12 protein-coding genes and 1 tRNA gene are annotated in these 22832 nt (G+C 67.3%); 8 read left to right on the top strand and 5 right to left on the bottom strand.

The window, feature by feature from the left end; genetic code table 11:
* Nucleotides 1-151 precede the first annotated feature (151 nt).
* From ACH4U8_RS03250 to ACH4U8_RS03215, 8 genes are all read left to right on the top strand, one after another.
* Complete coding sequence (locus ACH4U8_RS03250; protein ID WP_395775694.1) at nt 152-1792, top strand: glycoside hydrolase family 31 protein; 1641 nt, start codon at nt 152-154, stop codon at nt 1790-1792.
* 64 nt (nt 1793-1856) lie between these two features.
* Nucleotides 1857-1930: transfer RNA gene (locus tag ACH4U8_RS03245), tRNA-Val, on the top strand.
* Nucleotides 1931-2416: 486 nt separating this feature from the next.
* Nucleotides 2417-2719 carry a hypothetical protein gene (locus ACH4U8_RS03240; protein ID WP_395775693.1) on the top strand — a complete coding sequence of 101 codons (303 nt, stop codon included), beginning with the start codon at nt 2417-2419 and terminating at the stop codon, nt 2717-2719.
* 318 nt (nt 2720-3037) lie between these two features.
* Complete coding sequence (locus ACH4U8_RS03235; RefSeq protein ID WP_395775692.1) at nt 3038-4246, top strand: hypothetical protein; 1209 nt, start codon at nt 3038-3040, stop codon at nt 4244-4246.
* Between the two features lie 535 nt (nt 4247-4781).
* The gene (locus tag ACH4U8_RS03230; protein WP_395775691.1) at nt 4782-5435 is read left to right on the top strand and encodes a hypothetical protein; all 654 of its coding nucleotides are present in this window, start codon (nt 4782-4784) and stop codon (nt 5433-5435) included.
* A 22-nt stretch (nt 5436-5457) separates the two neighbouring features.
* Entirely contained in the window at nt 5458-8550 is a 3093-nt protein-coding gene (locus ACH4U8_RS03225; protein ID WP_395775690.1) for a hypothetical protein, read from the top strand.
* Nucleotides 8547-9917, top strand: coding sequence for a protein kinase (locus ACH4U8_RS03220; RefSeq protein WP_395775689.1), 1371 nt, complete (start codon nt 8547-8549; stop codon nt 9915-9917). Before ACH4U8_RS03225 ends, ACH4U8_RS03220 begins: the two co-directional genes overlap by 4 nt.
* Nucleotides 9918-9990: 73 nt before the next feature.
* Nucleotides 9991-11073, top strand: coding sequence for a hypothetical protein (locus ACH4U8_RS03215; protein ID WP_395775688.1), 1083 nt, complete (start codon nt 9991-9993; stop codon nt 11071-11073).
* A 249-nt stretch (nt 11074-11322) separates the two neighbouring features.
* On the opposite strand, the gene ACH4U8_RS03210 is transcribed toward ACH4U8_RS03215, so the two are convergent.
* From ACH4U8_RS03210 to ACH4U8_RS03190, 5 genes are all read right to left on the bottom strand, one after another.
* Complete coding sequence (locus ACH4U8_RS03210) at nt 11323-12495, bottom strand: IS110 family transposase (RefSeq protein WP_395775687.1); 1173 nt, start codon at nt 12493-12495, stop codon at nt 11323-11325.
* 556 nt (nt 12496-13051) lie between these two features.
* Complete coding sequence (locus tag ACH4U8_RS03205) at nt 13052-13420, bottom strand: transposase (RefSeq protein ID WP_395775686.1); 369 nt, start codon at nt 13418-13420, stop codon at nt 13052-13054.
* 246 nt (nt 13421-13666) lie between these two features.
* On the bottom strand, nt 13667-14968 hold the full coding sequence (locus ACH4U8_RS03200; RefSeq protein ID WP_395775685.1) for a phosphatase PAP2 family protein: 1302 nt from the start codon (nt 14966-14968) through the stop codon (nt 13667-13669).
* An 812-nt stretch (nt 14969-15780) separates the two neighbouring features.
* Entirely contained in the window at nt 15781-21132 is a 5352-nt protein-coding gene (locus tag ACH4U8_RS03195; RefSeq protein ID WP_395775684.1) for a hypothetical protein, read from the bottom strand.
* Complete coding sequence (locus tag ACH4U8_RS03190) at nt 21129-22538, bottom strand: alpha/beta fold hydrolase (RefSeq protein WP_395775683.1); 1410 nt, start codon at nt 22536-22538, stop codon at nt 21129-21131. Before ACH4U8_RS03190 ends, ACH4U8_RS03195 begins: the two co-directional genes overlap by 4 nt.
* Nucleotides 22539-22832: the final 294 nt, after the last annotated feature.

Raw genomic sequence — 22832 nt, 5'->3', positions numbered from 1 at the left:
CGGGTGGGGGGGGGGGGGTTTTTGGGGGGGGGGGGGGGGGGGGGGGGGGGGGGGGGGGGTTTTTGTTTGGGGGGGGGGGGGGGGGGGGGGGGGGGGGGGGCGCCCCCGGGGCCCCCCCCGCCACCGGTTGGTGGGCGCGCGGAGGGAATCGGTGAACGTGGGAGAGCAGAGCGTCATGGCGAATCGTGGGTCGATCGAGGACGGCGTGCTCGCGCTGGAGCCGCGCGTCGGCGAACGCTGGTGGGGCGGAGCGAGCGCCGACGGCCGCCGGATGCCGTTCACCGACGGGTACGAGATCGACCTGCGGGATGTGAAGGCCAATCAGGGCATGCCGGTGCTGCTTTCCGACCACGGCCGATGGGTGCACTGCACACGGCCGTTCACGTTTCGGATCCGGGAGGGACGGCCGGTGATCGAGGTCCCCGGTCGGTCGGGGGCCGCAGAGGCCGGTGAGGGCTTCGGGGCTGCGGACGCGGATGTGGTCGTCGAAACGGGTGTGGCCGCAGGGGGCACGTTGCGGGACGCGTACCTGGAGGTGATGCAGCGTCACTACCCGGCCACCGGTGGGCTGCCGGACCCGTTGTTGTTTACCGCGCCGCAGTACAACCTGTGGATCGAGACGGTCTTCGAGCCCACCCAGGACAAGGTGCTCGCCTACGCGGAAGACCTGCTGCGGCACGGATTTCCGCCCGGCGTGCTGATGATCGACGACCGGTGGAGCGAGGACTACGGGACCTGGACCTTCCACCCGGGGCGCTTCCCGGACCCGGCCGGCATGGTCGCGCGGCTGCACGAACTCGGCTTCCGGGTGATGTTGTGGCTGGTGCCGTACGTGACCCCGGACTCGCCGACCTGCCGGCAACTCAACGATCAGGGGCTGTTGATCCGCCGCCCGGACGGGTACTTCGGCGTGCACGCGTGGTGGAACGGCTACAGTGCGGGGTTGGACCTGCTCGATCCGAACGCGACCGGCTGGCTGCGGGCGCAGTTGACGGAGCTTCAGGCGTCGGTCGGCATCGACGGGTTCAAGTTCGACGGGGGCGACGCGCCGTTCTGGCGGGCGCTCGGTGTGGCCGACCCGGAGGCGTACACGCACGCGTGGAACCGATTCGGCGCGCAGTGGCCGCTGAACGAGTTCCGCGATTCGTGGCGGGCGGCCGGGTTGCCGCTGGCCCAGCGCCAACAGGACAAGTACCACCTGTGGGAAGGACGATTCGGGCTGGAGAGCCTGGTCCCGAACGCCCTCGCCCAGTCGATCACGGGCCACGCGTTCACCTGCCCGGACATGATCGGCGGCGGCGAGTTCCGCTTCGTCCCGGGCCCGGACGGCGAAGGCTTCGACCCCGAGCTGTTCGTCCGATACGCGCAGACCGCCGCGCTCTTCCCGATGATGCAATTCTCCGCGGCACCGTGGCGGGTGCTGGACGCGGAGCACCTCGACGCGTGCCGGGCCGCCGCCCGCCTGCACACCGAGCTGGGCCCGGAGATCCTGACCCTGGCCCGCGCCGCGGCACACACCGGCGAGCCGATCCAGCGCCCCCTCGACTACGCCTTCCCAGGCCGGGGCTACGCCGCCGTCACCGACCAGTTCCTGCTCGGCGACACGATCCTGGTCGCCCCCGTGACCACCAAGGGCGCCCACTCCCGCAAGGTCACCATCCCCCCGGGCACCTGGCAGGCCGACGACGGCACCACCCACCACGGCCCCACCGAGATCACCGTCGACACCCCATTGACCCGCCTCCCCTGGTTCCGCCGCATGCCCACCACCCCCGACCTCACGCAGAGGTGACCGGCCCCACGCCCCAACGGCACGAACCACCCCCACGGATTCGGTAGGCTGTCCTCTCGCATCCGGGCGCATAGCTCAGTTGGTTAGAGCACTGCTCTTACAAAGCAGGGGTCGACAGTTCGAGTCTGTCTGTGCCCACCCGATACGAAGCCCAGGTCAGCCCGCTGACCTGGGCTTATCGCTGTCCGTGACGGTGAGTCCGCCCGTTGGAGGGCCGCCCGGGGTGCCGTGCGTGCGCGATATCCCAATGCGGTTCCGTCGTGGTCAACTCGGTGGGCTGCCAAGTGCACCGGTGTGTTCCGTCGCCGCGGCGCCATACACAGTGGTGTTTTCAGGCAGTCCTTACGACGGTTTTCGCACGTGGTCAAGGGCGGATCGCCACTTGAACGCTGTGGCGAGGACGGTGGGTGAGGATGGCCTTGAGTTCGGCCGTCAATTCGGACGCTTCATGATCGACGGGTAGGCAGCTCGCGAACCTGGACCCACGCCACGTCGACGCCCTCGCGCCGAGGAGCGCATCCGCCAGGCGAAGGCGAAAGGCCTGCGGAACCTGCCTTGCACGGCTGCGCGCAGAACCGGGTTTGGCGCGAACCCTTCTCCCTGGCTGGCGAGTTGGTTTCCTGGATGCGAACGCTCGCCCTGACCGGCGAGGCCAGGCGATGGGACATCAAGAAGTTCCGCTTCCGGCTCTTCTCGGCTGCGGCCCGCCTGTCCGCACCGGTCGACGCGTTGCCGTCCGCCTGCCCGACCGATGGCCCTGGACCGGATACATCCTCGACGGCATCACCCGACTCGGCCAACTCGCCGCACTCTTCTGCCCACCGGACCGAACACCCCGACCAGACGCACGGCACATCCGAAACCGTCGAAACCGGCGCCACGACACGACAGTCGAGCTGGAAAGCTACCCGAACCGGGATGAAATGAGGGGCTGCCAGCGAGCTGACGGTCCCTCATGAATGATCGGGCTAGCCACCGGGTCGTTGTGTGTACACGGACTTTGCCTGGATTGAGCGCCAGGGGCTTGGTGTTGGCCGTACTTTTTGGCCATCTACCCGCGAGCTTCTCGCAGATCGGATACTCTATGTGCTGTGGGTGGGACCGGGGGTGATGGGGTCGGCTTGGGGTGTTGTTTCCCGTGACAAGAGCCTGACCGCTAAATGCGAAAGAGGGCTCTCCTCACTCTGCCAAATCGCAGCTGGAACCTAATCCGCGAGCCAGGACGCAACCAGGAACGGTTCAGTGGTGGACGAGCAGTTTGGTCTGGATACAGTGGCGGCCGAGCAGGCCGTCGTTTCTGTGTTCGAGCAGATTGTCGCCGTTCTAGCACGTCAGGCGAGCGCGGCGATCGATGACGCGGCCCTGTTCCGACTGGCGGATACGCTGTTTGCTGCGTTTGCCCGTGCGGGCGAGGATGGGTTGACAGCTGAGCAGATCCGGGCGGCATGTTCCGCATTCCCGGACGAGGTGATCGACAACCGGCTGGGCGTCCTGCGGAAGCTTGGAGCGATCCAGCCCGCGTTTGATAAGCCCTACCAGCGTGAGTATCGGGCCTCGTTTACCAGCTACGTGTCGATGCTGTTCGTCCAGCGGATGCTGGCCCGCGGCGGCCAGTCGGAATTGCACCAGCTTCTGACGATGGAGAAGATCAGGCTGGAGGGCGGGCAGGGCACATCCGAGGAAGCCCTTGAAGTTGTCGTCGGAACTACCACGGCGCTCCGGCTTCTCGTCGCCGAGCTCGTGGCGCTGACCGTCGGCGGCACCGTGGAGATCCTGCGGGAGCGTGCGCCGCTGCTGTGGAACGCGAAGTCGCTCATCGACCAGGCGTCTGCGGTGCATGAGATCTTGTTGGAGTTCTGGCCGGAGCTCAGCCGCATGTGTGGGGAACTGCGCTCGGCGATCGCCGCATACGAAGATGCTTCGACGAACGCCTCAATACGCCTGATGACCGCAGCGGGAACCACGAGGGCGCTGAACCTACTACCGCCCGAGATGTGGAAGCGCTTCGCGCAGCAGGCAACCGTGGATGAGCTCGCGGTGGTACTGGCTGATCAAGTCTTCGACGCGCCTTCCCCGTGGCACGATGTCGCTGACCTGGCGGAGGTTGTTGCCAGCAGGTCGCAGCCGAACGGCAGCCGTTCGACGCCGCCGCGTTCCCGGGTTCCCGATGGCGATGAGCGACCCTCCCAAGAACGGTCAGACGCGGAGGCCGAGCGACTGGCGAGAGTCGCCGAGGAGATGCTCAGTGGCGGGGACTCTGTTGCGGTCGACGAATTGCTGTCGGGTATGGACTGGGTGACGGCGCGCCGTGTGCTGGCCGACCTAGTTGCCGCGAGCAACAACGACCGGCTGGGCTACCGGCTGGCGTGGTCTGGCCCGGTCCAGGTACGGGCGGGCAGCGTGCCGTCCTGGCTTACTCCTGGCGTGTTCGAGCGAGAGCGGAGGTCCGTGTGACTAGTGCGGAGGCGGCGCTCTGGTGGGCGAGGGCGCGAGCCGAAGGCCCGCTGCGCATACCGTCAGCGACCAGAACTCCGGCAGGCATGCTGCGACTAGTGGAGCGAGGTGGCGAGCTCTGCTGGCTGCTGCCCCGCCCACCCGACGACGTGACGCCGGCTGTGCTGCGCGAGTTGCGGATGCAGGTGCTCCCAGTGGAGTTCCCAAACGAGACCAGCCGGGTCCTGGCCGCGGCGCTGCGCTGCTGCTGGGCCGACGTCCAGACAAGCCCGTGGCCGGGACAGCCATCGACGACGCGCGAGATACTGGATGTAGTAGACCAGCTCATTCCCGGACGCGCGGAAGAGGTGCTGCATCGCCTTGGGATGGGGGCGCTCCGACGCCTGCGTGTTAGCCAGTGGCTGGACATCGATGATGAGATGCAGAGAGTCTGCCTTGGCCCCCGGGTGGCTACCTGGCCGGAGCAGGACCTTCCCGCGCTGCGGGAGTTGCGCCGGGAGCTGCCGCTCCCGCGGCCTGACCGAGAGCCGGACCGATGAGCGGCTTGTTCGATGATCTGCTCCAGCCGCTCGGCGATAAGCAGCGTGACGCGTTGGTCTCGGCCTGGGCCGCGCTTGAGTACGGCAGCGAGCCCGGCAGCGAGGCCGCGCTGCCCGCACTTCGGGACGCGGCGCTGCGTCACCTACTAGACCAGATGTTGCACAGGACCGGCCGCATGCTCGTCCACACGGGCGCCTACCTGTGGACATCGGGGTACCGGGACGACATTGCCGCGGAACTCGTGGCGAAGGGCTGGGCAATATTGCCGCCGCTAGAGCGAGCCGCGCTGATATTGGTGCTGATCCACTCGGTCGCTATCCCCCGGGCAGAGGGGCGCCTGGTCGGAGATGACTGGCAGTCACCCCATCCGACCACACCGACCCGCCTACGGAAGCTATCGCAGGTTCACGGGCAGCGGCGCCTGTCCGATGCCCTGCAATGGCTGCGCGCGGCCGGGTTGGTCCGCGCGGTGCGTGGCTCCGATCCTGAAACAGCCGGCGCCTCCTACGTCCCCGGACCGGCGCTACGCCGACTCACCCCCGCCGCGCGCCAGCGTCTGCAAGAGAACCTAATCCTGGCCGTAGGCCCGGATACCGCACTCGCAACGGCGATCATGGTCCGCCGGAGCTTGGCCCGCCCCCAGAAGTGACAATCCTCCCGAGGAGCGGTTCATGAGCGGCAGCACGCCACAAGAGGACATCGTCGGTGACCGTGTCCTGGTCGGCCTGCAAAGCGTGCGAGTCTCTCGGCTGTCCACGCATCCCGTTCCGATTGCCGCTGGCACCCTCATCGCCGTGGCTGGGCAGGGGCCGAAGGATTCCAACGGGGCAGGGAAGTCGTCGCTGCTGGCCCAGATCAGCTTGCTGCATGCCGATGAGCAGTGGCGATTCGGCTCCGGCGCGCCTGCCGCGGTCGACCTGCTGTTCAACTCCGAGGACGCAGGCGGTGAAGACCGTTGGGGTAACGCCGACCATGGGTACGTCATCGGCGTGTTCGCTCCTGCCGCCGGGACCCTTGATCAGCTTCAGGCCAGCGCCCTGACCGTGTGGATCCGGATCGACCGCAACAGCCAAAAAGGGCCCCGAGTGAAGTTGCGCTGGCAAGACGGGCTGCATCTACCCGCTGGGGACAGCGAGGCCGAACGGGAGCAGGCCGCTGACTCGGTTTGGCAGACCCTGTCCCCGCGGGCTGGGCGACAGGACGTGGCAGCACGTGATCTCCCGCGCACCCTCTACGGGGATCATGTGCGGTGCGTATCGTTCTTGTCGACGTCAGTGCGGGCTAGCGCCGCACCGAACCTGCTCGCCCAACCGCTGAACGAGATCTCCAAGCGGCGGATCTTCGAAGCGATCGCTGCACTCACCGGCATCGACCGCGAACTGGAGACGGAACGCCAGGCACGCCGCCACGAGTACGACCTCCTCCAGAAGACCAACGGCGCCGAGTCCGACCTGGCCGCCTGGGAAGAAAACGCCCAGGTCATCGAGGACGGTATCGACGCCCGGGACCAGGCACGTCGGCGCGTCGCGGAAGCCGCCGACCGCTGGCGGTCGCGCACGGCACGGTTGCTGTGCGACGCCCGCAAGCGCGACGCCGCGATCGAGGTCGAGGTTGCTGCGATCAATACCGAGATTGAGAAGACCAGTTGCACGGCACAAGAGCTGGTCGGACGGGTGGCGGAGCTGGCCGATGACAAGGCATTCACACGACGGCAGCAGGCTGCGGTGAGCACCTTAAACAGGCTCGACGGCGTTGACCGCGAGCTGAGCAATAAAATTGCAACGCTGGAACACCAGATCGAGGATACCGACCGTCGGCTGCGTGCAACCAGAGAAACAGCCCGTGACGCTGACGGCCGTGACGAGCCAACTGCCAACCGGGAACGCGCCAATGCGGACATTGAATTGGAAGAGGCAGTCAAGGCAGCTGGAGTGGCGGAAAACGCGCTCTCCGACGCCAAAACAAGCCTGCGGGACGCGGAGAGCGGCAGGGACCTGGCCCGGCAGCAGATCGACGTCCTCGCAGCCGACGGGATTAGAGGCATCTGCCTGCTCGACGCAGTTGTCCTCAACGCGCAACAGAGGTCAAAGTGGGAGCCAGCCCTCTGGCCGTACCGCGAGGCGGTCATCGTCGACTCCGGCGATCTCGACAGGGCTGGCGTGCTTTTGGCGGGCGCACCTGGCTCGACTTTGATCGCCGCCAATCTCGCTAGAAGTGCGGCACACGTCGACCTCCCGGATAATGCCGACCCACAATACGACTTGAGCGGCTTCCTCGAGGCCCTTGACGCGCGAGTCACTACCCGCGCCGACCCCGATCGGGTCCACGACGACGCCGGGGTTGTTGTCATTGGCGGGTTCCCCAGACCCGTGACCGGCCGTGCCACCCGCATTGCAGCCGCACGGGAGCGTGTTCGCCAAGCATCCGAAAGCCATCAGCAGGCAAAAGCACGATGGAAAACTGCCGATCAGCAAGTTACCGCCGCTAAGCGCCGGCAGAAGGGCGCAAGAGCCGCAGATGAGGCAAGCCAACTGGACGTACAGATTGGCGGCCTGCGGAAGAGAGATCAGGCCAACCGGGACGAGCGCGCGAAACTCGCCCCAGTGCTCGCTGCTGCAGTCGTCGAGCGGAACGAGGTGCTCCGACTGGAAGGTGTCCGTCAGAAGCAGATCGAGTCTCTGCAACACCAGAAGACCACGCTCGACGACAGAAATAGGGCATGGCGAGAGAAGCGCGAAAACCTCAAGAAGGAACAATCGCAGCTTGGCCTTCCGGAACTGACCGCCCAATGGGATGACACCCTCGACTCTGCCGACGAGCACCTGCTTGCTCTGCCGGACAACCAGCAGTCCTGGACGGCTGGCGACTGGTGGGAGGAAGCCAGGGACCTGATCCGTACCGCAATATCCGAGTGCTTCCCTCACACCGCTTCTGCCAGCATGTCGAAGGAAATCACTGGGCTGCTGGAAGAGTTCAACCAGCGGGGGCCCGACAGCAGCCAGCGGGCGCAGGCCGTCTTCGCCCGGCTGCGCCACGCACTCCACGTTTACTTGCGCCACCTGGAAGGCACCGACAGGTATGAGCGCCAGCAGATCGCGGTTCAGCGCAGGGAACGCCACGAGAGCCTCGGTGCTGCGCGGATCGGCCACGAGGAGGCGGTCCAGGCCAGTCGAGCCCACCGTGCGGCGCTCAGCTCAGCTATCAAGAAGAAGCTGGCCGACGTTGCGGCCCAGTTCGACCAGTTCGACAAGGACCACAGTGGGTACGGGGCCTCGCTGCAGTACGACGAACCTCCACCGCCGGTCGATCCCACTGAGGACTGGGGCTGGAACGTTGTACCGACGTGGCGGCGCGCCCATGGGCGGCGGTATATCCCCTACGACAGGCGGGCCAACACTGCACAGATGGATGATCGGGCGATCAAGCTCGTGTGCGCCGCCGCAGCCGCAAGCGGCACGGGCCGCCCGCTAGTCCTTGTTCTGGACGAGCTCGGCCGCAACCTCGGTAAGCAGCACCGCCGCGAGGCGGTCGCCCTGCTCGGGCAGATCGGCAAGAAGAGCGGGATCACCGTCGTCGGGGCACTGCAAGACGACATGGAGTCCTATGCCATCGATGCCTGCGGCGAGTACGTTAAGCTCCGCCGCAGCTCAGACTCCAGCCCGTACAACGAGCAGCCCGTCGTCGTCGGTTATGACGAGCACGCCTCACGTGTCGAACTGCTCCGTGCCTGGCTGACCAGCAATGGGTACCGGGATCTGGCATGACCGCCCGCTCCCGCCCGCGCGGCTTTGCGATGCGTCATCTCACCGTCTACCCCGGCCTTATCACGTACGCAGTCCCCCTGCCCGATGGCAACTACAGCACCGACCGCAACGGCAATCCGAAGATCACGCGCGTCACCGTGGAGCCGGAAGGCTTCCCGGCACCGCAGCGCCCGCACGGCCTGACCGACAGCCAGTGGGCTTTCGCCACCAACCGCCCCCGCCGATGGCAATCCGCCGTGACCACGTTCGGCGTCCGTGCCGAGGCCATAGCCGCAGAGCTCGCGCGCAACGGGTGCATCGTCATCGAATGCGACTTCCGCGACGCCCGCGTGGTTCTACCACCCCGTGGCTGGGTTCCTCATCCTGACCTGCACGCGGCTCGGCAAGAGCACACCAGCCAGCGCGCGGCCCGAAGATCCGCTCAAGGCGACGAGGCACGCCGTCTTGCCGTCGAGCTTGCTCCCTACCCGGCTGCCGGTCCACTTGCAACCATCCTCGGAGCGCAACGGGACGGACCCTATCGTGACCACGCCATCGAGGCCGCCCGCGCCCTTCTCGCCGACGAGACCATCACCGGCATGGGCGAGGCCACGCTGTGGGCCGCCGTGCGGTGGCTTAAGCGCGGAACGAAGGCGGACTACGACAGGGATCAGGAGCCGCTTGCTGAGGGCGGTCAGGGAGCGGTCTATGGCGGCGTGCACAGGCACACCCGTATCCCCGTCGCTATGAAGCAGCTCCGCTACGGCGATGACGACTCTACGCACCGCATGGCCCGCGAGATCTCCATCGGGTACCTCTACGGAGAGCACCCGAACGTCATGCCGGTGCTTGACTCCGACCCAGACGGGCGGTGGTTCGTCATGCCGCTCGCGAGCGGCAGCGCCGCCAGCCACGCAGAACGTTTGCAGCGGGAGACAGGAGCCCTCCGGGACCTTGTCACGGCGGTTTGCGAAGGACTGCGCGGTCCACACGCCGACGACCGGATCCACCGCGATATCAAGCCGGCAAACGTTCTGCTCCTCAACGGCAAGTGGGTCGTGGCAGATTGGGGTCTGGGTCGTCAGCCCCGAGGGGAGACTAGCGTTCCGCGCCGAACTCGGACGGGCACCGGTTTCGGGTCCGAGGGATTCGCAGCGCCGGAGGTGTCGTCTGGAAACCCCCATAACGCAGCTGCTGCTGCTGACATCTACAGCATCGGACGGCTCATTGCAGCCATCCTGACCGGGGAGCGGCCGGAGCAGAATCTCCCGCTGCTGCCCGCACGCGGACCATGGCGAGCCGTAGTAGCGGAAGCGAGTCGTCACAACCCCGCCGATCGACCGCAGGACGTGGACGAGTTCCTTCGCTTACTCAAAGACATTCCGTGACCGTTCCCACGCCGTCCCAGCCTTGCCAAGGTGCTGAGTCTGGTCCGCCCCAGCTAGAAGGATCATGTTGTCGATGACGCGCATCGCACTAGAGCCGTACTTCCTGCACCAGGACCAGGTTCAGTCTCTCCTTGGCGAGCAGCGGACGGAGTCCGCGCGGGCGCGGGCTGCCCGGAGGAGTGAGCCTGAGGCAGCGCTGCCCTATGTGCTCGCCACAGAACTGGCTGGGGCGCTCTCCTCGATGGGAGTCAGCGAGCTGGCGAGGTGCGTCCTGGAACACAACCTGCGCACGGGGCAGGTCGTCGGCGCCGAGCTGGATTTTGCTTTCAAGCGGGACCGGGAACTCGACACCCCGGGCTTCAAGCCGATCAGCTTTACAGCGATGCTCGACGCGGGCGAGCCGGTGCGCGTCACCGGTACATTCAACTCGGCAAGAACCGCCAGCTCGTCCGCGACCGGCAGTCTCGCCGGGAACAGGCGGGCCTACCTGATCGGAACGATCACCAATCTCAGCGCGGCGCAAATTGAGCTCAGGCCGGTCTTCATCGGAATCAGGTCGTTCGTCGATGACTGCCCCGTCCCCGAGGGGTCGGCGCCGGGAGCGCGGGTGTACCCCAGCGATATCAGCCAGTTCAGCGGGATCGACTTCGCCTCTCCCCTTACCGACGCCGAGGGTGAAGCGGTCCTGCGTGTGCCAGAGGATGTGGTGAAACACGCCTTCGCCAGGCTGATCGGCGAGCCGTACGTTCCGAAGGACTGGGGTGGCGAGCGCTCCGATCTCTACACATCACGAGTTTTCGTCCGCAGGCGCCAGGTTTCAGCTGCCTGGCTGTTCAAGGGACCCGGCTACCCTCGCGCCATGGACGTCAGGGCCCTGGGCAAGAACGGTGACCAAATCGATCGGTTGTTCACCGAGCCTGCGGAGCTACTCGTTCTGCAGCATTGTCATGAGATCAAGCCGAACGTGGTTGGCATGATGGACGCCTATGCCCACGACGCCCGGCGCCCCCGCTCTTACATGATCATCGATGGGGCTGACACCGGACGCATTCTGAGGTCGCTGGACCTGCTCCCGATGATTCCAGCAAGTTTGTCTCCGCAGAACCAGCCATCGGGAGCCCCAAGGCAAACTGAGCTCTTTCCCCCCGACTACTGATCGAGTGACGAGCTCGATACCTGTAACGCACAAGGCTCCTTTACCGCTGACGCAGATGCTCGAAATCTCAACCCAACAATCCCAAACGTCACGTTGGTCGCGTATTCTGCCGACCTGCCACACACCCTGGTCGAGTGGCCTGGGTGAGGAGTGACACGGCCGTGTCGGCACAGGCTTTGCCGAAAATGTGGTCGCCGTCCATCAGGAACCGCCCCAGGACTTACACAAAGGAGCGGACACGCCCGACTCTCACCGGGGTTGGTAGGGCCGGCGGTCGCGGAAGATGGCCCATAAGACGTCGACGCGGCGGCGGGCCAGCGCGAGGACGGCCTGGGTGTGACGCTTGCCTTCGGCACGCTTGCGGTCGTAGTACGTCTTCGAGGCTGGGCAGCAGCCGATGCTGATGCGGGCGGATTGGAAGAAGACGCGTTGTAGGGGTCGGTTGTAGTTGTGGGGGCGGCGGCGTGCGCCTGATACCCGGCCGCTGTCGTGCGGTACGGGGGCTAGGCCGGCGTAGGCGGCGAGGCTTCCGGCGTTGGGGAAGCGGGTGAGGTCGCCGCCGGTGGCGGCGACGAAGTGGGCGCCGAGGACGTCGCCGATGCCGGGCATGCTGGTGATCAATGCGGCGTCGGGGTGGGTGTGGAACCGGGCGGTGATCCGGTGTTCGACCTCACGCACTCGTTGGTGTAGCCCGAGGGCTTCGTGGGCGAGTTGGATGATCAGGGCTGCCGCGAGTTCTTCGCCCGGGACGATCACGTGTTGACGGTGGGCCGCGGTCAAGGCGCGTTCCGCCAACGCCTCTGCTCGGGGGATGTGTCGCCGTCGAAGCCATGCGGTCAAGCGGCGCTGGCCCATCCTTCGTAGGGCCGTCGGCGTGGGGTAGCTGCCCAGCAGGGTCAGTGGTCCCTGGAGGCGGACTTCGAGTGCCCGATCCAGGGTTGGTGCGATGGTGCTGAGGTGGCTGCGGATGCGGTTGTAGACGCGTGTGCGGTCGCAGACCAGGTCGGTGCGGCGCGCGGTGAGCAGGGCGAGGTCGACCGCGATCGTGTTCGGTGGGGACAGGGTTCGCAGGTCTCGGCGCACTCTGGCCTGGTCGGCGAGGATCGCCGCGTCGCGGGCGTCGGACTTGCCCTCGCCGGGATAGGAGCCCGCGACATTGTGCATGAATCGTCCGGGGAGGTAGACGAGTTGCTGGCCGCGGTCGTGGAGCAACGTTCGTAGCAGGTCGGTCGGGCCGTCCGGCAGGTCCACGATCCACAAGGGATCGACGCCCAGCACGGTTACGTCCGTGATCAACGCCCGGAGGTCGGCCTCTTCGTTGGCCACACGACGGGTCAGCAGCGTGTTCCCGCGATCGTCGATCGCGACGCAGTGATGGTGCGTTCTGCCGATGTCGACTCCGACCCAGATCCCGGCCACCACGCACCTCCCCTCCGAGGAAGAAGTACCGAGGGATCCCGCGAGGGTGGCCGACCGCGTATCCGCGCCGGCGATCCGATCCACACATCCCAATCGGCGATGAGGCCACCCACCGAACACTTCGGGCGGTCCTATCGCGCAAAGCCATCCCAGCGGCACGTGCGTGCAAGCCATGCCCGAAGAACGGAACCCGATCGGCACGTTACGAACCAAGCTTCGGCTTCGTCACCACCACGACGACGCGACCACCCGAAAGGCTGATCCCGCGCCCCCTTCACGACGTGACGCGCCCCGGAAGAACCCCAGGGCGCGTCACGGAAACCTCCGACCAGCGCTCACACTTGCGTGCACGGCGCGTGTACGGCCGTTCCGGCACCCGCCGACACTCGGCGGTATCGGGCCCGCTTTCGGGGTGCCAGACGGATTCAAAACGGGACACAGCGTCCCTCTATGGCACCTCCCGTCACCATGCCATCAGCACTTACAAAGCAGGGGTCGACAGTTCGAGTCTGTCTGTGCCCACCCGAAACAAGGCCCAGGTCAGCGCGCTGACCTGGGCTTATCGCTGTCCGTGACGGTGAGTCCGCCCGTTGGAGGACTGCCTGGAAGGCCGTGCGTGCGCGGATATCCCAATGCGGTTCCCCGTCAGCGCAGGTGCACATCGAAGTTCGGCTGGTCCTCGGGCCCAGTTCCAGCCGGGGCGGTCCTCGTTCCTCGATGTCCAGGCCGCAGAAGCCCGGCGGGAACGGCAAAGCCAGGTGCACCGGACCGCCTCCGCCGCCTGCCGGTCCGACAGGCCGAGCAGGAACTGCAGCACGCAGACGGTGGCCAGTCGGGCGGGTGAGAGCCCGGGACGCCCGGCGCGCGGATACCGGCGCGCGAAGTCCTCGTCGCACCACAGTCCGTCCAGTCGGTCTCTGACCCACATCGCCGTGGTGCCGGCCGGGTTGCTCGTCCGTGCGATCTGCGCGGTCGAAGACGGGACTTGCCCACCCGAACGGGGACGGAGCGAAACGGACACCTCGGCAGCCGCATCGATCTACGAAACGGCCCCGAGTATGCCTGCCGATCATGCTCGCGCACCGGGAACACCAAGTCCCGACAGAGTCACGTTCCGTGGCCGTGAAACAACCGCTGCACACGGTCGGTGGTGACGTGACCGGGCGCACGGCGATCACGCCGGTTGGAGTTGCGGTTCCAGCTGCTCCGCCGGCGCGGCCTTCGGGTCCCACACATTGGTGGTCCGCACATAGGCGTAGATAACCGAGGCCATCGCCAGAATAAGCAGTGGTCCAAACGCCCACGGATAGCGTGCCATCTCCATCGGCAGATAGCGGTACGATACCAAGAGCATTGTGAAAACCGTCGCGCCGTAGATGACCAGACAAATTCCTTGCCAGCCCCAGCCGCGGTCCAGCGAGCGCATTCCAGTCTCGATTGTGAGCGCAAAGACCACACCGGCCACGAGGTCCACGCCGTAGTGGTAGCCGAATCCCAGCGTGGCCGCGAGCGTGGCAATCAGCCAGAACGTTCCTGCGAATCTGATAAACCGCGAGCCCTTGCGAGAGTGAACGAAAATTATGGTAGCCCACGCTGTGTGCAGGCTGGGCATACAGTTGCGAGGGGTGATTTCGTCGAACTGCATCGAGACTGGCGTACTGATCGACGGCGGCGTGTTCGGCCACAGGTCGGCCACTGCCCAGGGCCCGCCGTCGGGGCCGTAGGCGAAGACCGGTCCGACCACCGGGAAGATCATGTAGATGCTCGGCCCGAGCAGGCCGATGGCCAGGAAGGTGCGCACCAGGTGATGGCCCGGGAAGCGGCGCTCGACCACTACGTGTCGCAGTTGGTACAGCGCAACGATGGCCGCTGCCAGGGGAAGCTGACCATAGACGGTGCCGAGGACATGGGAGCTGATCGGGTCGGTGGCCGCGACCATCCGGCCGGCCAGCCACGACGGGTCACTCAGCGCGTGATCGGCAGTCGCCACGTACTGGTCGAGCACAGCCGGGCGGGTCTCCGACGTGATGAGCAGCCAGGTGGCGCCGGTCTTGTGGCCTGCCACCAGCAGCAGTCCCAGTCCGGCGCCCTTCAGCATCAGGACGCGTTCCCCGCCGGTGCGGCGCGTGAGAGCAAAGACCGCACAGCCAAAAATCACCCACAACGCGCCGTTGCCGTAGTTCATTCTGGCGTCGACCACCCACCGCACCAGCCAGAAGGCGATGTCGATGCCGATTGCCGTACCCACCGCAATAAACCGTTGCCGCCAGGTGAGCACCACCATCATCAACGTCAAACCGGCATACAGCAGCTGTCCCGAACGGGGAGCAAATATCAGCTCGCGCCCCTGGCTGGTGATCGGCCCCGGTAGACCGTAGCGACGTGCGAAAATCTCCATGGTGATGAGAAATCCGAGGACCGCCACTCCGACGGCGCCGCACCGAATCGCCTGCGGCCGGCGCCGCACGGCGACCATGGTTCTGCGACTTATTCGCGAAAATATTCGCGATATTATGAATGTCAATTACTTGGCCAATTTATTAGAGTTTAGTAACATATCGAAATCCACCAGTGTACTGCAGTCGTGCTCCAGTATCGCGGGCGCGGCTTGCCCAGGTTCTCGGGGGCGTTCGGCGCACGTCAGTTGCAGGCCCCTGGCTGTTCATCACGTTGTTGCGCTTCGCCGATCACGCGCTGACGGGTGGTGCCGCTCAGTCCCCGAACCACCGGCGGTGGGGTGGATGGCGGCGCTGGAAAGATTTCACGCCTCGCGCACCGGGGCGAGGACGACATCGAGCCTGAGAGGGGTGGGAACCTGGTAGGCCCCGAAGTTGCCATGCGTTGATCCTGTGGTGATTTGTCGCAGTTCGACGGACTACGTGAGGCCCGGGACACGGCATCCCTCTGTGGCACCTCCCGTCACCACCCCATCGGCACTTGCAAAGCAGGGGTCGACAGTTCGAGTCTGTCTGTGCCCACCCTGGTTGACCTGCGTGTTTATCTGGTTCGGGCATCCATCTGACCAGATGGATGCCCGTTTTGATTCCAGCCGGGGCCGGATTGGGGCCGAAATGGTGCAGTTCCTGCACTATCCGGCTGCCGCCACATCACCGTGTGAAGGCGTAGAGCTGCTCTGGGCCGGCCGGGACGGGCGGGGTGCGTTTTGTGGCGGGTGGGGATTTTGGGGTGCGAGGGCAGCGGGGCGTCGGAAATCGATGGTTGTGCCCCGTTCGGGACCTGGTGGTTGCCGGCTGCGATGGCTGTGGCGCGCGGTCGGGTGGGCCGATGTCAGGGGTTGATGATGTCGACGAGTTCTGCTGCGGCTTCGAGGTCGGGGCGGCCGTGGTGGAGGGCGCGTAGGCGGATTGCGTGGGCTCGGCGTTGGAGGTCGTCGGCGTGTTCGGCGGCGTACATCGCGCAGGCGCGGGCCTCGTCGGGGGAGCCGTCGGCGAGGGCCAGGACGGCGGTGAGGACTGCGGCGTTGGCGTCGTGGTTCTCCAGGACGGGTGGGCAGGCCGCGAGCACGGCTGTCATCCAGGGCACGTCGGCGTGTTCGATGGCGTCCAGGGCATGGTTGGCCGCGACGGACGGGTCGGTGAGCAGGGCGAGTACGTCTGCCGCGGCCATGTGTTCGCTGAGGTCGAGGATGGCCCGGTGTCGGCGTGAGTCGACGGTGTCGCCGGCTGCGGTGAGGAGTTGCCGGACTGCCGGGGTGTGCAGCTCGTCGGCATGCTCGGCGAGGAAGCGGATCGAGTCGTCCCAAGTCGGCGTGTCGAGCCAGGCCTTCACGACCGCTCGGCGTTCGTTGTCGTCGCGACCTTCGGCCAGGAACGTGGCGACACCGAGTCGTGCGATGGCGTCGAATGTCTCGGCCAGGCGGCCGAGAGCGGCGTGTCCCGGGTACAGGGACTGCGCCGCGTCGAGGTCGGTTCTGCCGGCCGCCGTCTGAAGCCAGGTGGAGTTTTGCGTGACGAACGCCTCGACGCCGGCCCAGGTCTCGATCTCGGCCCATGCCTCCAGGAGGGCGGCGCATTCGTCGTCCGGATGGAATACCGCCCAGGCCGGTAGCCGCTCGTCCCGGCTTTTGCCGAGCAGCACCACATCGCGGATCGCCCGTCGTGTCAGTCCCAGGCGATGTGACGATCCTTCATAGGTTTCAGCCGCTGCTTGGACCAGTTGATCTGTTGCCTCGGAAGATCTGTCGCTGTCCATCAGATATCGGGCGTAGCGGGTGCGCAGTTCGGCCATGGCGATCGGGGTTGGCCTCAGGTCGTCCAAGACGCCCAGCCAGGTTGCTTTGGTCAGGCCGGCATCCGTCTGCAGGAGCGAAAAGTTCTCGAGGGACATGGCGAGGTCGGGGAGGAAGGCTGCGGGGTCGTCCCGGGCGAGTGCGCGGTGGTGGTCGACGGCCTCGGTGATCGAGGTGAGCGCCGCGTTCGGGTCTCCGGCGTCGGACTGGCGGCTTGAGAGGTTGTTGAGGGACATCGCGAGGTCGGGGAGGAAGGCTGCGGGGTCGTCCCGGGCGAGTGCGCGGTAGCGGTCGACGGCCTCGGTGATCGAGGTGAGCGCCGCGTCCGGGCTTCCATTCTCGGACTGGCAGTTCGCGAGGTTTGTGAGGGACATGGCGAGGTCGGGGAGGAAGGTTGTGGGGCCGTCTTGGGCGAGTGTGCGGTGGAGGTCGACGGCTTCGGTGATCGAGATGAGGGCTGCTTTTTGGTTTCCGGTTTGGGACTGCTGGACCGAGAGGTTGTTGAGGGACGTGGCGAGGTGGGGGCGGAAGGTCGCGAGGTCGTCCTGGACGAGTGCGCGGTAGTGGTCGACAACCTCGGTGATCAAGGTGAGGGCTGCTTTTTGGTTTCCGGTTTGGGACTGCTGGACCGAGAGGTTGTTGAGGCACATGGCGAGGCGGGGGCGGAAGGTCGCGGGGTCGTCTTGAGCGAGTGTGCGGTAGTGGTGGGCGGCTTCTGTGCTTGAGGTGAGTGCCGCGTGACCGTTCCCGGTCTTGAACTGGCAGTTCGAGAGGTTGGTGAGGGATGTGGCGAGGTGGGGGAGGAAGGTCTCCGGGTTGGCGTCGGTGAGCGTGCGGTAGTGGTCGACGGCTTCGGTGCTGGAGGTGAGTGCCGCGTGCCGGTCCCCGGTCTTGAGTCGGCAGGTCGAGAGGGTGTTGAGGGAGGCGGCGAGGTCGGAGAGGAAGGTGGCGGGGTCCGCCTGCGCGAGCGGGCGTTGCAGTCGGACGGCTTCGGTGCTCGAGACGAGTGCCGCGTCCCGGTTCCCGGTCTCCGACTGGTGGTTCGAGAGGTTGGTGAGGGACGTGGCGAGGCGGGGGAGGAAGGCGGTGGGGTCGGCTTTGGCGAGTGTGCGGTAGTGGTCGACGGCTTCCGTGCTTGAGGTGCGGGCCGCCTCTCGGTTCCCCGTTCGGGACTGCTGGACCGAGAGGGTGTTGAGGGAGGAGGCGAGGTCGGGGAGGAATGCTGCGGGGCCGTCCTGGGCGAGTTCCCGGTAGTGGCCCACGGCCTCGGTGATCGAGGTCAGTGCCGCGTTCGGGTTCCCGGTCTCCGACTGGCAGTTCGCGAGGTTGTCGAGGGACGCGGCGAGGTCGGGGAGGAAGGCTGCGGGGTCGTCCTGGGCGAGTGTGCGGTAGTGGTCGACGCCCTCGGTGACCGAGGCAAGTGCCGCGTGCCGGTCCCCGGTTGCGCGTTGGCGGCTCGAGAGAGTGTTGAGGGAGGCGGCGAGGGAGGGGAGGAAGGTTGCGGCATCGGCCTGGGCGAGTGCCCGGAAGTGGTCGACGGCCTCGGTGGCCGAGGCAAGTGCCGCGTTTCGATCACCGGTTACGCGCAGGTGGTTCGAGAGATTGTTGAGGGACATGGCGAGGTCGGGGAGGAATGCCGCAGCGTTCGTCTGTGCGAGTGTGCGTCGGAGCTGGACGGCTTCGACGATCGAGATGAGTGCCGCGTCCCGTTTCCCGCTCTCGGATTGCCGGTTCGAGAGGTTGTTGAGGGACGCGGCGAGGTCGGGGAGGAAGGCTGCGGGGTCGTCCTGGGCGAGTGTGCGGTAGTGGTCGACGGCTTCGGTGCTTGCGGTGAGTGCCCCGTTTCGGTCCCCGGTTGCGTCCCGGGAGATCGAGAGGTTGTTGAGGGCGGCGGCGAGGCCGTCTCGGCAGGTTGCGGGGTCGGCTTTGGCGAGTGTGCGGTAGTGGTCGACGGCTTCGGTGCTTGCGGTGAGTGCCCCGTTTCGGTCCCCGGTTGCGCCCCGGCAGGTCGAGAGGTTGTCGAGGGCGGCGGCGAGGCCGGAGAGGAAGGTTGCGGCATCGGCCCGGGCGAGTACTCGGTAGTGGTTGACGGCCTCGGCACCCGAGCTGAGCGCGGCCTTCCGGTTCCCGGTCTCCGACTGGCGGTTCGAGAGGCCGTTGAGGGCTCCGGCCAGGTCGGGGAGGAAGGTTGCCGGGTTCGCCTGGGCCAGTGCGCGGTAGTGGTCCACGCCTTCGGTGGCGGAGAGCAGCGCCGCATTGTGCTCACCGATGTCCGCTTGTCGCGGGCTGAGGCGTGTCAGTTGCGCGGCGAGTGCTTCCGTTGGCGTCGCATTGTCGTTTCGTAAGTCCGTCAGGCGGCGTACCTCGACATCGTGCGCGAGGTGGACCAGGCCGGTGTGAGCCTCCGGCAGGGCACGGGCGAGTTCGTCGAGCCAGGTTGGTGTCCTGGGTCGGCGGACCGCGAGTTCCAAGGTGGCGAGGGCGGCGCCGCCCTGTGCGGAGGCGACCGGCAGGACCGCCTCCCATCGGTTTGCGCCTGCATCGATCCAGGTGAGGAGACGGGAGTTGGCGGTTTCGGGGTCTGCGGCTGCGGCGCGGTTGAAGTGGAGGAGGGTCTGATGCAGTGGGTCGGGTTCGAGGCCGTTCAGGACACGTTCGAGAAGGTCGGGGTCGTCCGCGAGCCGCTGGATGGTGAGGTGGTCGCCGATCGGGTCGGGGCGTACCACCAGGGGTTCGCCGACGCCGGGGCGTAGGCAGGTGGTCAGGGCGGTGCGTACCTCCTCCCGCCATCGGCCGTCGTCCGACAGTTCCTCGACCGCGCGGAGCGCCGCGTGGGCCTGGGCGTCGGTGGTGGGTGCGCGCAGGGTCAGGCAGGCCGCCGCCCGGGCCAGGACGGCGGTGGGGGCTTTGCGGGTGCCGGTGAGGTCCTGGTGGGTCTGGGCCCAGTAGCGGCGTTCGTGGTCGAGTACCTCGTCGTACAGGTCGCCGCGTGTGGCGGGCAGTGGGCCCTCGCGGCGGGCGGCGAGCAGGCCGAGTAGCACGTAGTCGAGGGTGGACCACCGGTCGGGTACCAGTGCGTCGAGTGTCGTGTCCTGCGGCGTTGCGCCCGGATCCCGCTGCGCGGCGTAGGCGTCCATGGCGCTGCGGAACAGCCTGCTGCGGGCGGGGTGTTCGGAGGGCAGGCGGAGGCGGAGTTCGTCGCAGAGTTGTCCCCTGCGGGTCCAGGAGGCGCGGAGGTCGTCGAGCCAGTCGCCTTCGACGGAGCGGGCGGTCATCACGACGGCCGCAGGGGCGCCGCGTCGCAGGCCGAGGATGCGCAGGAGTTCGCGGGTGCGGTCGGAGGCGGCGTCGGCGTAGTCGACGACGATCAGGGTGGGGGTGACGACGGCGCCGAGCCAGTCGAGGGGTTCGTCGCTCTTGAGGTAGCCGGTGTACCAGTCGTGGCGGGTGCGCATGCGCTGGGCGAGTTCGAGGGCGAGGCGGGTTTTGCCGGCGCCGCCGGGGCCGTGCACGACCGCGATGCCGGTGCGGCGGCCGGCGGCGACGGTGTGGCACCAGTCCGCGAGCACGGTGAGTTCGTCCCGGGCCTCGAAGGGCACGATGCCGTAGTCCGCGCGCAGGAGTTGCATCGGCGTGCGGGCGGCTTCGGGGACCGTGTCCAGGCTGATGTACGGCTCGCGCAGCGGGTCCCCGGCCGGGCGGCTGGTGGTGGGGTGGACGCTCTGGGCGCGCCATAGGCGCTTGACGTCAACGCCGACGCGCCATGCCCAGGACGCGGTGCCGGCTTCGTCGGGGAAGGGCGTGTAGTGGGTGGCGGAGCGCGCCGCCTCGTCGAAGTCGGCGTTCAGGCCGCGGGTGGCGGCGGTGGGCAGGCCCCGGGCGATCCCGACCGGGTCCACGAGCACGAGCGGGGGCCGGCGGCCCGAGGGCGAGGGACGGGTGAGCCCGCCCCACGCGGAGGGCGGGCTGTGCCACACGCCCGAGGGCTCCACGGGGTGGGGGGCGTCGCGGACCCACACGCCGAGCAGCGCGTGGGACGCGCCGCCGCTCGTGGAGTCGACGAGCACGACGATCGGGTGCAGGCCGGCCTTGAGGCAGGCCCCCGCCATGACCAGGGCGAGGTCGAGGCAGGTGCCGCGACCGGGGCTCCACAGGACTTCGCCGGGTTCGCGGATCACCTGGCGGCCGGAGTCGGTGGTGGGTTCTTCGTGGTCGTAGAGGATGCCGTGTGCGGCCAACGCCTCGTAGACCGCCCGAAGGTGGGCGATGGGGCTGTTCAGGAGTGCTTTGGGAGGCAGTTCGCGGACCAGGCCCGCGACCTCGTCGGGTACGACGTATCGGGCCAGTGCGGCGTCGTCGCCGGTGAGGCTCCAGGTGGGCCAATCGCTCACGGGGCGACCACCGCGACCAGGTCGCGGGCGGTCAGGTCGCCGGCACCCGGGACGGCTTCGGCATCCACAGTGATCTCGTACACCCCCACCGGCTGCCCGGCGAATTCGCCCACGTACGCACCCGCGGTCGAGTCCGCCGTCAAGCACATCTCGATTTCCGGTGTGCCCGGCGGGGCATCGGCGGGCCGCAGGGTCGCCCACACCTCCACATCGGCCGGGGGACCGGCAGGCGCGTCCTCGCCGCGGATGGCGACCTGGACCGACAACGGGCTGCGTTCGGCGTGGACGTCGTCGATGTCCAGGCCCAGCGTCGTCTTGTGGCGGTCGCCTCGGACAGCGTCCAGCGGGCGCCTTTCCGCGTAGGGCACGAGCATCGGTGCGACCCACGCGGCGGCGGACATCGGTCCGTGCTTCTCGGCGACGCGCATCGCGATCGTGTTGTGGCCGCTCATTTCCTGCGGCACCGCCGAGCACGCGGGGACGGTGCCGTCGCCGAGTTCGTCCTCGCGGCCGGCCAGATCCAGCCAGGTCGGCTGCTCGCCCGTCATCCGCAGGGCCTTTCCGTCCCAGTGGGCGACCCCGTCGGTGGCGTGGCTCCACCCGACCCGGGGCACCATTTCCGTCGTGCGTGGCAACACGTCCCAGGCCTTCTTGATGTCTGCGTGCGTCCGTGCGCCGGTCTCGGCCCGCGAGCGCAACCATTCGATCGGCAAGTCCTTCGGGTACAGGGATATTTGAGCCGAGTCATCCCACACCGCCGGGTACTGGGGGAGGAGTTCGGCGATCGACGGCCATCGGGTGAGGGCTCCCTTCGGGCCGCCGATGCCGGGCCGGAGCGGGATGCCGTTGACCATCCAGCGGAGAGCCGTGGGCGCACCGCGATGGGGTGTACCGAGGGTGACCAGGGACCGGCACACCCGCCGGCCCTCCAACGGACCGAGCCAGTAGCGGGCCACCAGCCCACCCATCGAGTGCGCCACCACCACGACGCGTCCCGCCCGTTCCTTCTCGCTGCAATCCTTGAGCCGGTCGTGGACGTCGGCGGCCAGGCGGTGTGCGGCTTCGACGACGCTCAGCCGGAAGTCGTAGGGGAACAACACGACATCGGCGGCGAGGTTGCGGGTATCGGGGTGTCCGCAGTCCACGACGGCGCCCGTACCCACCTCCTTGATCAGCCGCTCATAGCCGTGGACCGGCGTCCAGCCGAGCAATCGCTTCGACGTGATCAACCCGACCGGTCGCAGCGCGATGTCGGGATCGAGCCGGCCGGGACGCAGGAACGACGCCGCGATGTCCCCCAATCCCGCGTCCCACACCCGCCGACCCGGCCGCTTGCCGGACGGCGGTTCCTCCAGAACACTCCCCCCGATGCCCGGCAACACGTACACCAACTGCCGACGACCCATGCCCGTCCCCCTTCGCTACAGCCACACGACAAACCGCCGGATCGCCCGGAACCGGTTCATTGCCGGCCACACCGTAGAATCCCCGCTCTCGCCTCCGCCGGGAATCGCACACATCGCAAGATGCTCTTCACCGGTTCGCGAGCTCGGCCAGGCGTTTCGCGGGGGCGGATCATCAACACGCCAGTGGAAGAACGGTGTTCGGCCGCAACAGGCGGCGGCCATGCTCGACGGCGACCGCAACCGCGCCTTTACCGCGTTCGGCCCCACCAACGTCAGCGTCCACAGGGTGTCCCT

This window comes from Embleya sp. NPDC020886, assembly GCF_044333915.1.
In the GTDB taxonomy this organism is placed as follows: domain Bacteria; phylum Actinomycetota; class Actinomycetes; order Streptomycetales; family Streptomycetaceae; genus Embleya.
Note: the sequence above shows the minus strand (reverse complement) of the source record. Positions and strands in the feature narration are given on the sequence as shown.

What these genes read in the sequence shown, in the direction of transcription:
- ACH4U8_RS03240 (WP_395775693.1), top strand. Translation starts at nt 2,417, where the DNA reads ATGCGAACGCTCGCCCTGACCGGCGAGGCCAGGCGATGGGACATCAAG.
- ACH4U8_RS03230 (WP_395775691.1), top strand. Translation starts at nt 4,782, where the DNA reads ATGAGCGGCTTGTTCGATGATCTGCTCCAGCCGCTCGGCGATAAGCAG.
- ACH4U8_RS03225 (WP_395775690.1), top strand. Translation starts at nt 5,458, where the DNA reads ATGAGCGGCAGCACGCCACAAGAGGACATCGTCGGTGACCGTGTCCTG.
- ACH4U8_RS03220 (WP_395775689.1), top strand. Translation starts at nt 8,547, where the DNA reads ATGACCGCCCGCTCCCGCCCGCGCGGCTTTGCGATGCGTCATCTCACC.
- ACH4U8_RS03215 (WP_395775688.1), top strand. Translation starts at nt 9,991, where the DNA reads ATGACGCGCATCGCACTAGAGCCGTACTTCCTGCACCAGGACCAGGTT.
- ACH4U8_RS03205 (WP_395775686.1), bottom strand. Translation starts at nt 13,420, where the DNA reads ATGTGGGTCAGAGACCGACTGGACGGACTGTGGTGCGACGAGGACTTC.
- ACH4U8_RS03200 (WP_395775685.1), bottom strand. Translation starts at nt 14,968, where the DNA reads ATGGTCGCCGTGCGGCGCCGGCCGCAGGCGATTCGGTGCGGCGCCGTC.
- ACH4U8_RS03190 (WP_395775683.1), bottom strand. Translation starts at nt 22,538, where the DNA reads ATGGGTCGTCGGCAGTTGGTGTACGTGTTGCCGGGCATCGGGGGGAGT.